Here is a 13,205-nt window from a genome sequence, read left to right as displayed (position 1 = left end):
AGAAGATTCGCTAAGGTATCGGCATGTTGCGTATCTATAATACCCTGACCCATAGCGAGCAGGACTTTACTCCAATAAAACCAGGGGAGGTGGGTTTGTATACGTGTGGACCGACGGTTTATGGTCGTGCACACGTGGGTAATTTACGTATGTATGTTTTTGAGGACGTGTTAAAACGTTCGCTTACGATGCTTGGCTATAAGGTAAAGCACGTGATGAATATTACCGATGTAGGTCATCTTGTTGGCGACGGTGACGCGGGAGAAGATAAGGTTGAAGGCGCGGCAGCACGTCTTGGACGTACCGCTTGGGATATCGCCAAAGACTACGAAGCGATGTTTGTTGAGGATATTGCCAAGATGAATATTCTCTCACCAGATTTTATGCCTCGCGCCACGGAGCATATTAAAGAGCAAATAGAACTTGTGCAAAAGCTCGAAGAACAAGGTTTTACCTATCAAATAACCGATGGTATTTATTTTGATGTCGAAAAATTTGCCGCCTACGGCAAATTATCGGGACAGTCTCTCAAAGATAAGCTCGCCGGTGCTCGCGTCGAAGAAAATACAGAAAAACATCACCCAGCAGATTTTGCGTTATGGAAGTTTTCGCCAGTTGATCATAAGCGTCAGATGGAGTGGGAGAGTCCATGGGGAACAGGCTTTCCGGGCTGGCATTTAGAGTGTTCTGCGATGGCGCGCGCTTATCTAGGGCAGCCCTTTGATATTCATTGTGGTGGCGTTGATCATATCGCCGTTCATCATGAAAATGAAATCGCGCAAAGTGAAGCCGCGTATCATGAGCCTCTAGCCAATTACTGGATGCATGGAGAATTTTTATTGATGGATAATCAAAAGATGTCCAAGTCGCTCGGAAATCTTTATGTTTTGCCTGAAGTTATCGAACGTGGTTTTGATCCGCTTGCCCTAAGACTCTATTTCTTGAGCGCGAATTATCGTCAAAAACTAAACTTTTCGTGGGATGCGCTTACCTCAGCGCAAAATACGCTAAAAAAACTCCGTCAGGAAATGAAGTGGCTTGCACGCGATGGTAAGGCTAACCAAGGGTATCTTGTAGATATGAAAATTGCTCTTGAAGCAGATTTAAATATCCCAAAGGCTCTCGCTGTATTACACGAAGTTTTACGCTCTGATCTCTCACCAGTAAATAAAGGGGCAACGATTATTGAGATGGATGAAGTTTTTGGCCTAGGCCTTGCCGACTGGATCGGTAAAACGGAAGAAACACCTAAAGAAGTCATACAGATCGCAGATCAACGCTGGCAAGCAAAGCTTGATAAGGACTTTGCCAAGGCAGATGAGCTCCGCGACACCCTCGCCGAGGCAGGCTGGAAGATGAATGATGGCAAAGATGGGTATGAGTTAGAGCGGTTATAAAAGCATCCCCCGTGAGATATCGGGGGATTTTGTTTGTCGTGGTATACTGTTGCTATGTCAAACGGAGGCTTTTTAGATGGTTTTGAAGGAGGTAAGGACGTCGTAAGCGAAGCTACCTCACCAGAGCAACCAGTCGTTGAGTCCACAGCAATGCCAGTGCCAGAATCACCGGCACCAGTATTTGTATCCGAGACCCCTGCAGAAGCGCCTACCCTTGATCATGGGTATTCATTTGAAGATGGTGAAACAATGACTCCCGGTCAAGCAGATCGCCTAGCAATCGAACAACTCAAAAAAGATGAATTTTTAGAAAATACGGCAGAACAGGAGGTGGTTACACACGCAGAAGATCATTCAACTTCAGATGATGCCGGCACGGCAACTGTGGTGTCAGAATCAACCACTGAGCAAGTTGAGACGGAAATGGTAAAAGACGAGGTCTATATAGAGGTAGAAAAGATCCTCGAAGATGGACTTGGTCCTTTTGTTGAAACAATGGAACCTAAAGCAAAAGATCGTTTTGTAAAAAAGGGTCGCGAAGTAACAACGATCATTGCAAATATGGTCCGTCACATGCACGTAAAAACAAAAGACGTTTTTCGTCTTTTGAAAGAATGGTTGCTCACGATACCGGGAGTGAATAAATTTTTCCTCGAACAAGAAGTAAAAATCAAAACAGATCGTATCACCGAGCTAGATCGTGTGCGTCGTGAGGACGCCGCACCAAAGCTTTAACAACTAATACCCATGCTCTTTCTCTCTTTGTTTCAAATTACCATAGAAGACACGTCAGTGCCTGCGAATTCGGCTTTGCAGGTTTTTGATATTTCTACCGTTATCAGCAGTCCTATCACTTGGCTTGTTATTGGTGTTTTAGGGTTAATTTTATTTGTTATTATTGGTTTAAACATCGCTCGATTATTTTTACGTAATAGCAAGGCGGCAGAAAGCGCTTTTAACACCAAGGTACTCATGGTGCGTGTACCAAAAAACTTAAGCGCAGATGATTCAAAACAAGACGCATCTCAATCGCAGATCCAAGAATCGATTGGTGCGATGGAGACCGTTTTTGCCACCATTGGTGCATTAAAGGCACAAAAAGGCTTTAAAGCGTGGCTCTTTGGAAGAGACGATGTGTTCTCATTTGAGATTGTCGCGCATCAAGCAAAAATCTCTTTTTACGTAACAGCGCCAGCCTCTCAAGTAACATTTGTTGAGCAACAAATTCTTGCACAATACCCAAACGCACAGGTTGACGAAGTCCCTGACTACAACCTTTTCTCTCCGCGAGGTGTTATTTTAGGGAGTTATCTTGCCTTTCGTCGTGAAAACTTTTTTCCGATCAAAACGTATCGAAAGCTTGATTCTGATTCGATGAATGGATTAACCAATTCGCTTTCTAAAATTGATGATACCGACGGCGCTGCTATTCAATACATTGTACGGAGTGCGCCAAAGTTTTGGCGTTCTGAGGGTTTGCGCATTGCGCGTGGTTTGCAAAATGGCAAGAAGATGAGTGAATTGCAAAACAAAAGTCTTTTTTCTTCGATCGGTAGCGAGGTAGGCAAATCATTAAAATCAAAAGATGATAAAGAAAAGCCTCGTGATCAGCTCTCTGCACTTGATCAAGAAATGGCCAAAGGTCTAGAAGAAAAGGCCGCAAAAGCTGGTTTAGATGTAAATGTCCGTATTATTGTCTCTGCAAAAACACCAGAGTCAGCTCAGAGGTATTTAAACGATATTCTTGGATCATATGGTCAATTTAATATCTATGAGTACGGAAATGGCTTTAAACATCAAATGCCAAGTCGCCAACAGCGCGTGATTCGTGATTTTATCTATCGTTCATTTGAAGAAAATTTTAGAATGGTGATGAATACCGAAGAGATGGCAACAGTGTTTCATTTGCCACTCGCTTCTACGGAGACGCCAAAAATCAACTGGCTATTATCACGTAAGACCTTACCGCCATCTAACCTACCAACCGAAGGAATCTTGATGGGTCATTCAGAATACCGAGGTCATCGTTATGATATTCGTGTAAAACACGAAGATCGTCGACGTCACATGTATATCATTGGTAAGTCTGGTTCCGGTAAAACCGAAATGATGAAAGCGATGGTGCAGCAAGATATCGTAGAAGGCAGAGGTGTTTGTGTTATCGATCCGCATGGTGATTTTGCAGATGATGCTTTGCAATTTGTACCAAAAGAGCGCGCAGAAGATGTTATTTTCTTTGACCCTGCTGATTTTGAGCGTCCAATGGGGCTTAATATGTTGGAGTTTGATCCAGCAAAACCAGAGCAAAAAACCTTTGTGATCAACGAAATGTTAAAGATCTTTGATAAGCTCTACGATCTTAAATCCACGGGTGGTCCAATGTTTGAGCTTTATATGCGTAATGCAATCCTACTCTTAATGGAGGATCCAGAATCTGGTTCTACCTTGATGGAAATCCCAAAGGTCCTTGCTGATGAAGAATACCGTAATTACAAATTATCTAAGTGTAAGTCGCAGGACGTAAAAGATTTTTGGACAAAAGAAGCGCTTAAAGCGGGTGGAGAAGCATCGTTGGCCAATATGGTGCCATATATCACTTCTAAGCTTACGCCGTTTATCTATAACGATTATATGCGGCCTATTATTGGTCAGCAAAAAAGCGCCTTTAATGTTCGCGAAGTCATGGATGGCAAAAAGATTCTCTTGCTCAAGTTATCAAAAGGTAAGATTGGTGATTTAAATGCCTATCTTATTGGTATGGTACTCGTTGGTAAAATCTTGATGGCAGCTCTTGCACGTGCTGATATGGAGGCAAAAGATCGCAATGATTTTTATCTCTATATCGATGAGTTTCAAAACTTCTTAACTGACTCAATTTCGGCCATCCTTTCTGAGGCTCGTAAATATGGTCTCGATCTCATTATTGCTCATCAATTTATTGGTCAGTTAGAAAATAAAGGAGATAACTCAATTAGAGATGCTATTTTTGGTAATGTGGGTTCGATATTTGTAAATCGTGTCGGTGTAGAAGATGCAGAATTCTTAGCAAAAGAATTTGCACCAACGTTGTCAGAATACGACTTGGTCAATGTTGAGGCCTTTACATTTAATGCCAAGATTCTAATTAATAACCAAGCGTCTAAGCCATTTAATTTTGGACCACTTTTTGCGCCACGACCAAAGACGGATGAGCTTGCGAAGATGATTAAAGAACTGTCACGTTATAAGTTTGGTCGTAAGCGTGCTCTTGTTGAGGCAGAGATTGCCCAGCGTCGCGAATTATCGCTTATTGCTGATGACGAGAACTTTCTCTGATATACTATTGTCAAAGAATAATAACCCATAAAAATATGCCAACACCATTTCAATTGCCCGAAGATGAACAATCAACATCAATAGAAGAAAAACAAGAAGACGTTTTTTCTGATACCGAGGTATCTTCTGATGAACCAAAAGGTATGTCAGCTATCGAAACAAAGCTCGCTCTCGCACAGCGTGTCATTCGTTCAGTGAAAGAACAGATCGATACACTCGAACGATTGCTCGAAAGTCGCGCCGAAGCAGCTGATGTAGAAAAGCTCCTCGCAGAAGCCAAAGAATTTGAAATCTCTTTTGAAGGTAAGTCGATTGATGGAGTTTTTGATGGAGAAAATATGGTGGGAGAAGACGGTAATCCATATCCGGTACCACCAAATTACGCGTCTAAATCAAAGCTTGTAGAAGGGGATTTGATGCGAGTGACAATTTCTGATTCTGGGCGCTTTATTTTTAAACAAAGAGGTCCGATTGAGAGACGTCGTATTATCGGTACCTTGGTAATGGGTGATATGAGTACAGATTATAAGGTTCTCGCAGACGGGCATACACATCGCATTCTTCCGGCGGCCGTATCTTTTCATAAGGCGAAACCGGGCGATGAGGTTGTTATTCTTGTGCCAAAAAACGCTCCATCAAAGTGGGCAGCAGTTGAGCATATCATGAAAAAAGCAGAAACTTCATGGGAGTAAACCTGTTATTCAGGAGGGTGAGGGCTTGCTTGCTCGTTGGGTACCGAGAGGGCATTATGTAGGCCTATGCCGTCACTTAGCCAGATATACCGACCACAGCGTTTTGCGGACGTAACCGGACAACAACATATTACAGAAACGCTCCGAAAAGAGCTTGCTACAGGGCGTTTAGGCCACGTTTTTCTGTTTTCTGGACCGCGTGGTGTTGGTAAGACAACGACAGCCCGTATTTTAGCCAAGGCATTAAATTGCAAAAATCTGACAGAAGGGGAGCCTTGTACGGTTTGTGAGTCCTGCAAAAATACACAAGATAACCGCTCTTTTGATGCGATCGAGTTGGATGCAGCTACCAATAATGGTGTTGATGCTGTTCGTGAAGCCATTATCGAACACGTACGTTTTGCTCCAGCCTCTGGGCACAGAAAAGTCTATATTTTAGACGAGGCTCACATGCTTTCTACGGCAGCTTGGAATGCCTTATTAAAAACGCTCGAAGAACCTCCAGAATACGCGTTTTTTATTCTTGCAACAACAGAATGGCATAAGGTCCCGGCTACCATTCTCTCACGTAGTCAACAATTTGCTTTTCGTCGTATTGATGATGAAAATATGCGAGCGCGTTTACTCGATTTAGCAAAGGCAGAAAACTGGACGATAGATGACGGCGCAATACGTATCTTGCTCAAAAAAGCCGATGGCTGTGTCCGAGATGCGGAAACGCTACTTGGCCAAGTGGGTGGCTTAGGTGATTCGCATATCACCGAGGCAACCGTCGGATTGGTTATACCTGTGGGTCAGCAAGAAAAAGCCGCAGAACTTATGGTCGCATGGGGTAAGCGACACTTCGGTGATAGCTGGAATCTTGTAGAGCGCTTTGCAGATGAAGGCGTGCCATTTACGCCGTTATTTGATGATCTTATCCAATGTGTCGAAGATTTATTAGCAGCGGACGCACTTCCAACAAAAGCAGAGCAATTTAGATCTGGATCAGCCGCAGAAAAGTTACTTATGGAGTGCTTGCAATGCTTTACACCGAGCGAATTGCATAATATCGCTTTATCCTTATTTGAGCGTCGACGTGATGTAAAAATGGGCATGGATCCTGTTTTTGCTGTGCAACTCGTTGGATTGAGTCTCCTCTCACCAACAACAAACACAACTCCGCAAAACACCAAAACACCAGAGGCACCAACAAAAACGGCACCTATTCCTAAAGTCATGAAAGATAAGCCACAAGAGGAGGTAAAGCCTATTAGTACGGAAGAGAAGGTTATAGAAGTAGTAGAGCAGTCTGCAGAGCCTATTGAAACCATTTCAGAACCTATACAACAAGAAGAGAAGAAAAGCGTACAAACAGAAAGCGAAGCACCTGCTGTCTCATTGGCGATGGTGCGTTCACAATGGCTAGAGATTATCCGTGTTGTAGACGAAAAGAATCATTCTTTGCCTTTTATTTTAAAAACAGCCTCACCATATGCGGTCGAAGGGTTAAACGTGATTATTAAGTTTCAATATCCTTTTCATATGGACCGCTTAATCGGTGACGGAAAGAACCGTGGGATTATCCAAGAAGCAGCACGCGCTGTTTTAAAGAATGATCAACTTATGATCGAAGGCATCGTTGCCGCTGATGTCGCAGCCGCTCAAGGCGGTGCGCCAGACATGGTTGGGAATATTTTGCAGGCCTTTGGTGGTTCTGTTGTCGAATCCTAGTATGCAAGAAGCACGAGCTGCTATCCTTCGTGCTCAGTGTTTTTTTGCTTCTCTTGCGTATCCTGCAACAAAATTTGAACTTGTTACGCATGCAGAAACAAGCGATAGAACATTGCTACACGAAGATACAGAACATGCGATAGACGCTCTTGTGGCAGAAGGCGTCATTCTCTATCAAAAAGGTCGTTTTGTTTTTCCTGGTTCAGAAAGCTTGATAGAAGAGCATCGACAACGAGAAGCATTGTTCCCACGTAAAATTCGTCGAGCAAAACGATTTACCAAGCTGCTTTATCATTTAGCTGGGGTAAAAGGCGTTTACGTTTGTAATACGCTTGCTCTCGCGCACACAACCGAAGAAAGTGATATCGATCTTTTTATTGTATGTAAACAACATACCGCTTGGCAGACACGTTTTTTTGCAACGGTGTTTTTGATGGTATTACGTTGGCGTGTTGAGACGGCAAAACATGACCCAGTTTGTTTAACGTTTTTTGTTGATGAGCGTGCTCTCGACCTCTCGTCACTTAGCATAGAGCAGGATGTCTATTTGCAGCATTGGTTTTTGTCATTGCTACCACTACTTGATGACGGGATAGGTGTAGAGCTCTGGAATCAAAACGCTAAACTACGTACGAGATATCCACTTGCACAACCCTGGATGCTTTTAGCTGGGCAGAAAAACAGCATGTCTATATTTCGTCTACCGACATTTCGCTTTATTGAGTCGCTTTCACGCAGGCTTTCAGAGTGGAAGTTTGCCAAAGAAATCCGTTCTCAACTTGGGCAGGGTACGGCAGTTGTTGCGAATGATCACATACTAAAATTTCATGTAGATGATCGTCGCGCAGAATTTCGTGATCGATATCGACAGCTTTGCAAACGCTATGAGGTTTAAAGAATGGGTAATTATTGGCTATTTTCTCGCCTTACCTTGGCAGACGAGATGGTTTTATGATGCGGGTGCTTTGGCGGGGTATCCTTGGGAGCAAGGAAGGTTTTCTGTCTATGCATCCTGGTTTTTGATCGTGCTTTTAACCTTTCTTTCAATAAAGCAAAAACCACTAACATTGAGAGTACCCAAAAAAACTGAATTATTGGTTATTATAGGGATAGTATTACCAGCGCTTTTTTCATTCTCTCAACGTGCGAGTATCGCCTGGTTATGGATATTTGCAATTGCCGCGTTAAGTATTTGGGTATTGAGACGCGAACAGATCGCTATTGAAAAAATGTCATTTTGGTTTGCGATAGCGCTTGTTCCGCATGCACTTATTGGGTTAGCACAATGGATTTTTCAATGGAGCCTACCAAGTAAGTGGCTGGGATTAGCGTTATTAAATCCGCAGTCACAAGGGACGGCGGTTATCTTAAGTGAGGGGATACGTTATTTAAGAATATATGGCGGATTTCCCCACCCAAATATATTTGGTGGGTATCTTGCCGTAAGTTTATTATTTGTTGCGATAGCATGGGGTTCCTACAACAGAAGAATGCAAAAAGTGCTCTTTTATGTTGTGCCACTATTAGTCATTGCGCTTGGGTTTACCGCTTCACGTTCTGCATGGTTGTCTTTATTTGGCGGGTTACTAGCCCATGAAGTGCTTTTACGAAAAGATCGCTTGCGTAAACACTCAACTGATCATTTTCATGCTCATTGGATACTTATTCCATTTATCCTGACACTGGCCATTTTTCCATTGCTTGTGCGACCAATTTCTTCAGGGAGTGGTCAGTTTGCGGAGCAAAAATCTGTTAGCGAACGTGTCCTTGCGCTAAAACAGGCCTGGCCTATGATTAAACAACGGCCATTACTTGGTACGGGACAAGGGGCGCTTTTACCTGCGCTTATCGAGCAAGAGCTAAAGCCAGTTATTCCGCATATTGTGCCAATTGTAATACTCATAGAGACAGGAATTGTTGGTTTTATCACCCTGCTCTACGTATTCGTTCAGTGGTTGTCGATGTTACTTGATAAGATAAAACGCTATCCAACAACACGACCAGCAGTTATGAGTCTGATAGTTGCGCTATGTCCGATTGTGGTATTAGATCACTATCTCTGGAGCTATTGGCCAGGGTTCGCTTTATTGAGTCTTATCGTTGTATTTACCTATGAATATACACCCACTTCATGATGGCGTTGTTTTGACCCCATCCCCAAAAGAAACACAGACAGCCTCCGGTTTTTTGCTTGCTGATACGGAGAAACAAACACCTACCGAACAAGGCACCGTGATCGCGGTTGGTCCGGGTCGTCTTCTCGAAGATGGTAAGAGAGTACCAGTCTCGCTAAAAATTGGTGATGTAGTCCTTTTTAAGAAATACGCTTCACACGAACTAACATTAGATAAACAGGAATATCTCGTTGTTTCTGAGGCAGATATTTTAGCGATTATCAATACATAATATGAGTAAACGTATTACCTTTAACGAAGATGCCCGCCAAGGCTTAAAACGTGGTGTTGATCAGCTTGCAAATGCCGTCAAGGTCACACTTGGTCCAAAAGGTCGTAATGTGATTATCGAAGGATCATTTGGTTCACCAACGATCACAAAAGACGGAGTGACGGTAGCAAAAGAAATCGAGCTCGAAGACAAGCTAGAGAATATGGGCGCAGAGCTTGTAAAAGAAGTTGCTTCGCGCACGAACGATGTGGCAGGTGACGGTACTACAACAGCAACCGTTTTAGCACAAGCTATGATTGCCGAAGGGCTAAAAAATGTTACCGCAGGAACAAGTCCTTTAGCGATTAAACGCGGAATGGAAAAAGCGGCAGAAGCGCTCATTGCTGAGTTGCTCGAGTATGTCTCTCAACCAGTGCAAGGTGAGATGATTGAGGCAGTGGCATCTATTTCTGCAAATGACCCTGAAATCGGCAAGATGATTGCAGAAATGGTTAAAGAAATGGGCCAAGACGGGGTAATTACGGTCGAAGAAGGTCAAAGCTTTGGTCTTACAAAAGACGTGGTAAAAGGGATGCGTATTGATCGAGGCTATGCGTCACCTTATATGGTAACCAATCAAGAGCGGATGGAGGCTGAGTTAAGCGAGCCAGCGATTTTGGTTACGGACAAAAAAATACATAACTTTCAGGAGCTATTACCTTCGCTTGAGCTTATTATGAAGGCAGGGCAAAAAGAACTCATCATTATCGCTGATGATATTGATGCAGACGTTCTATCAACCATTGTCTTAAATAGAATACGTGGCATTTTTCATGCGCTTGTTATCAAGGCTCCTGGATTTGGTGATCGCCGCAAGGATCTTTTGCAGGACATTGCTATTTTGACGGGAGCAACGCTTATCAGCGAAGAGCTCGGAAACACGTTTGAATCTATTGAGCTTGGACATTTTGGCAGCGCAAAGAAAGTCCTTTCAACAAAAGATACGACCGTGATTATTGACGGCAAAGGCGCCAAAGAAGCAATCGAGACACGCGTACAACAACTACGCAAACAAGCAGAAGCAACAGACTCTTCGTTTGATAAAGATGCTTTGCAGGTGCGTATCGCTAAACTTGTTGGAGGTGTCGGTGTTATGAGAGTTGGAGCTGCTACCGAGGTCGAGATGAAAGAGAAAAAACATCGTATCGAAGATGCAATCGCCGCAACAAAAGCGGCCATCGAAGAAGGTATTGTACCAGGAGGTGGAACAGCGCTATTGCGTGCAGCAACCGCGTTAGATTCTTTAACGTTGCAAGAAGATGAGATGGTTGGATTACGTTTGATAAAACGAGCGATTGAAGAACCCTTACGTATGATCGCTCAAAATGCTGGCAAAGACGGTGCAGTGATTGTCGAAGAGGTAAAAAAACTCGAGAGCGCTATGGGATATAATGCCGAGACAGATCAGTACGTTGATATGGTAAAGGAGGGGATTATCGACCCAACCAAGGTTACGCGTTCAGCGCTGCAAAACGCTGTTTCTGCAGCCTCAATGTTTGTGACAACAGAATGCGCTATCGTAGAAAATCCCAAGAAAGAAGACCTCTTAAGAGGTTATTCGGGCAATCCCGTAGGCTACTAGTTGTCAAAAGATCATTTATCAGTAATGCTATAGCTATATGGAACAAAATACCCAAAACACCGAGAACCAACAACATTCTCAAGGTCACACCGAGCCACCAAAGATGGCTACCCCTGTTATGCACTTTGATTCAAAAGATATTGAGGACAATAAGCTTGTTGCGGCATTATCTTATGTCGGCATCCTAGTCTTTGTGCCGCTTTTGCTCAAAAAGGACTCTAAGTATGCCTATGAGCACGCAAAACAAGGTCTCATGGTATTTATTGCTGGACTTGTTGGTTCGTTTGTTTTCTGGATTCCACTTGTTGGCTGGGCATTAGCAATCTTGCTCTTTGTTGTGGATATTATCGCTCTCGTCAAATGTCTCCAAGGTGAGTTTTGGGAAATCCCTTATATCGGTAAGTTACGTGGTAGTTTTAACTTGTAAGTCATAAAAAACAAAAATCCCTCAGTTACTGAGGGATTTTTGTTTGGGAGCATTTCTGCAAGGCTTCATATTGATCAGGATCAAGATGGATCGTAGGTCTTTTTGCGCGAATAGTATTTATGGCTTCGTCTACTGTCATGCCTTGGTATAAGATAAAGTAAGCGGCAACAAGCATCGGAGAGCGGCCATGACCGTTTTTGCAATGAACATAGATTTTCTTATCTTGTTTGATCAAGAAATTGAGTACGTTAGCACCAAGAAATAAATGTTCTTGAGAGACCGGTGTATGGTCAAGTGTCGGAAGCCAGAGAAAGGTCTCTGCTCCTTGAGCGCCATCAAGGTGCTCTTGTTCGAGACTAATATCTGATGTGATACCTTGTTGTGTTAAAGACAGCTCATAATGCGTAAGGCAGCAGGCATTCGTACAAATAAAAATCTGTTCAGTAATCTGTGAGTAATCAATCCCGTGTTTACGAAAAAGGTCCATACTATTTTGTGAGCTCGTTAAAGCGCAAGCGATAGAGCATTGAGCGAACGGTCTTTGCGAGCGGGGTTTTTACTTTAAGAAAACCAAAGTCGAATAAGCCTGTTTCTCCAAGCGTAAGAACAGCACCTTTGCTCACATAAGTAAAAGGCTTCTTTTGTTTGGTGATAATTCTTTGTGCGGCAGCCTTACCCATCGGCATAGCGATCTGTGCTGTTTTTGGAGCGGGCAATGTTCCGAGCATGATACGAATATTGTCACCTGCTCCAGCGATCGTATCATCGAGTAAAAGATCATTCGGACTAATCCAGCCACCACGCTCTTTAGGGAGTTCAGGCTCTACGGTAATAAAGTTTGGCTCCACGCCAGCACACCAAAGAATGGTCGCAGCGTGAATAGTTGTACCTTTGGTAGTGTGAAGCGTATTTTCTTCTAGTGTTTCTACTGGCTCGCCTAAGATGAGTTCAAACCCTTGTTTTCTTAGCTCATCTGTTGCGAGATTGATCGCATGGCTATTAAAGCCTGGTAAAATCGTTGGTGCACCTTGGACGATGTAAAAATGTGTATAAGCAGCAAGTCTTTGCCACTGATCACCAAGTGTTTGCATCACGAATTTCTTTAGTGCAAAAGCACTTTCAACGCCGGTTGGGCCAGCGCCAACCATAACGAAACTTAAAAGCTCTTGTTTTGTGCGGGTGTCTGATGCAGAAAGAGCTTTTTTTATAGCATTTCGTACATGGGTATGAATATGCTCAACATCCTGTAGGTTTTTGAGCGGAAGGGTATTTGCTGTCGCTCCTTGTATGCCGTAGTAGCAAGTCTTTGCTCCCAAAGTAAGAATAGCTTCGTCAAACGAAAGAGTTTGTTTTTGACCAGAAGTAAGCGTAACCGTAACTTGACGGTCTTCGCGCTCGAGTTGTTCTACGGTGCCGCGAACAAAGGTAAATCCAAGTTTTTTTGAAAGAGATTCGTAGTCAGCAGAAATGTCTAAAAGCGTACGCTCATCGGCGAGGGCATCAATAAGCCATGGGGTAAAGACAAAACGCTCACTTTGATCAATGAGCGTAATGGTGATGTTTGATTGTTTGCGTAATTCACGAATGGCTGAGATTCCTGCAAACCCTCCACCGAGTACAAGATAGTGTTTCAT

The 13,205-nt window shown here is 43.3% G+C and carries 12 protein-coding genes; 10 read left to right on the top strand and 2 right to left on the bottom strand.

Annotated elements, in window-relative coordinates; translation table 11 throughout:
- Positions 1 to 26: 26 nt before the first annotated feature.
- The 10 genes from H6759_04020 (at position 27) to H6759_03975 (ending at position 11,571) form a co-directional block, all read left to right on the top strand.
- Positions 27 to 1,397, top strand: coding sequence for a cysteine--tRNA ligase (locus tag H6759_04020; protein USN53039.1), 1,371 nt, complete (start codon positions 27 to 29; stop codon positions 1,395 to 1,397).
- Between the two features lie 54 nt (positions 1,398 to 1,451).
- Complete coding sequence (locus H6759_04015; GenBank protein ID USN52172.1) at positions 1,452 to 2,132, top strand: hypothetical protein; 681 nt, start codon at positions 1,452 to 1,454, stop codon at positions 2,130 to 2,132.
- A gap of 12 nt (positions 2,133 to 2,144) precedes the next feature.
- Positions 2,145 to 4,712 carry a type IV secretion system DNA-binding domain-containing protein gene (locus H6759_04010; GenBank protein ID USN52171.1) on the top strand — a complete coding sequence of 856 codons (2,568 nt, stop codon included), beginning with the start codon at positions 2,145 to 2,147 and terminating at the stop codon, positions 4,710 to 4,712.
- 35 nt (positions 4,713 to 4,747) lie between these two features.
- A complete protein-coding gene (locus H6759_04005; GenBank protein ID USN52170.1) occupies positions 4,748 to 5,404 on the top strand; it encodes a hypothetical protein in 657 nt (218 codons plus the stop codon).
- A gap of 66 nt (positions 5,405 to 5,470) precedes the next feature.
- Positions 5,471 to 7,117 carry a DNA polymerase III subunit gamma/tau gene (gene dnaX / locus H6759_04000; GenBank protein USN52169.1) on the top strand — a complete coding sequence of 549 codons (1,647 nt, stop codon included), beginning with the start codon at positions 5,471 to 5,473 and terminating at the stop codon, positions 7,115 to 7,117.
- A gap of 1 nt (position 7,118) precedes the next feature.
- Complete coding sequence (locus tag H6759_03995; protein ID USN52168.1) at positions 7,119 to 8,012, top strand: hypothetical protein; 894 nt, start codon at positions 7,119 to 7,121, stop codon at positions 8,010 to 8,012.
- Positions 8,002 to 9,252, top strand: coding sequence for an O-antigen ligase family protein (locus H6759_03990; protein USN52167.1), 1,251 nt, complete (start codon positions 8,002 to 8,004; stop codon positions 9,250 to 9,252). Before H6759_03995 ends, H6759_03990 begins: the two co-directional genes overlap by 11 nt.
- A complete protein-coding gene (locus tag H6759_03985) occupies positions 9,230 to 9,523 on the top strand; it encodes a co-chaperone GroES (GenBank protein USN52166.1) in 294 nt (97 codons plus the stop codon). Before H6759_03990 ends, H6759_03985 begins: the two co-directional genes overlap by 23 nt.
- Position 9,524: 1 nt before the next feature.
- On the top strand, positions 9,525 to 11,144 hold the full coding sequence (gene groL, locus H6759_03980) for a chaperonin GroEL (GenBank protein ID USN52165.1): 1,620 nt from the start codon (positions 9,525 to 9,527) through the stop codon (positions 11,142 to 11,144).
- 37 nt (positions 11,145 to 11,181) lie between these two features.
- A complete protein-coding gene (locus H6759_03975; protein ID USN52164.1) occupies positions 11,182 to 11,571 on the top strand; it encodes a DUF4870 domain-containing protein in 390 nt (129 codons plus the stop codon).
- 25 nt (positions 11,572 to 11,596) lie between these two features.
- Here the strand turns inward: H6759_03975 and H6759_03970 are convergent, their stop codons facing one another.
- Together H6759_03970 and H6759_03965 are read right to left on the bottom strand one after the other, a co-directional pair.
- Positions 11,597 to 12,058 (bottom strand): dual specificity protein phosphatase family protein, encoded by a 462-nt coding sequence (locus H6759_03970; GenBank protein USN52163.1) that lies wholly within the window; start codon positions 12,056 to 12,058, stop codon positions 11,597 to 11,599.
- A gap of 1 nt (position 12,059) precedes the next feature.
- Positions 12,060 to 13,205: an FAD-dependent oxidoreductase gene (locus H6759_03965; GenBank protein USN52162.1), complete on the bottom strand. Its 1,146-nt coding sequence runs from the start codon at positions 13,203 to 13,205 to the stop codon at positions 12,060 to 12,062.

The sequence above is a fragment of the Candidatus Nomurabacteria bacterium genome, assembly GCA_023898425.1.
GTDB lineage: Bacteria > Patescibacteriota > Patescibacteriia > 2-12-FULL-60-25 > 2-12-FULL-60-25 > HK-STAS-PATE-2.
Note: the sequence above shows the minus strand (reverse complement) of the source record. Positions and strands in the feature narration are given on the sequence as shown.

What these genes read in the sequence shown, in the direction of transcription:
- H6759_04015 (USN52172.1), top strand. Translation starts at nt 1,452, where the DNA reads ATGTCAAACGGAGGCTTTTTAGATGGTTTTGAAGGAGGTAAGGACGTC.
- H6759_04010 (USN52171.1), top strand. Translation starts at nt 2,145, where the DNA reads ATGCTCTTTCTCTCTTTGTTTCAAATTACCATAGAAGACACGTCAGTG.
- H6759_04005 (USN52170.1), top strand. Translation starts at nt 4,748, where the DNA reads ATGCCAACACCATTTCAATTGCCCGAAGATGAACAATCAACATCAATA.
- dnaX (USN52169.1), top strand. Translation starts at nt 5,471, where the DNA reads ATGCCGTCACTTAGCCAGATATACCGACCACAGCGTTTTGCGGACGTA.
- H6759_03995 (USN52168.1), top strand. Translation starts at nt 7,119, where the DNA reads ATGCAAGAAGCACGAGCTGCTATCCTTCGTGCTCAGTGTTTTTTTGCT.
- H6759_03990 (USN52167.1), top strand. Translation starts at nt 8,002, where the DNA reads ATGAGGTTTAAAGAATGGGTAATTATTGGCTATTTTCTCGCCTTACCT.
- H6759_03985 (USN52166.1), top strand. Translation starts at nt 9,230, where the DNA reads ATGAATATACACCCACTTCATGATGGCGTTGTTTTGACCCCATCCCCA.
- groL (USN52165.1), top strand. Translation starts at nt 9,525, where the DNA reads ATGAGTAAACGTATTACCTTTAACGAAGATGCCCGCCAAGGCTTAAAA.
- H6759_03975 (USN52164.1), top strand. Translation starts at nt 11,182, where the DNA reads ATGGAACAAAATACCCAAAACACCGAGAACCAACAACATTCTCAAGGT.
- H6759_03970 (USN52163.1), bottom strand. Translation starts at nt 12,058, where the DNA reads ATGGACCTTTTTCGTAAACACGGGATTGATTACTCACAGATTACTGAA.
- H6759_03965 (USN52162.1), bottom strand. Translation starts at nt 13,205, where the DNA reads ATGAAACACTATCTTGTACTCGGTGGAGGGTTTGCAGGAATCTCAGCC.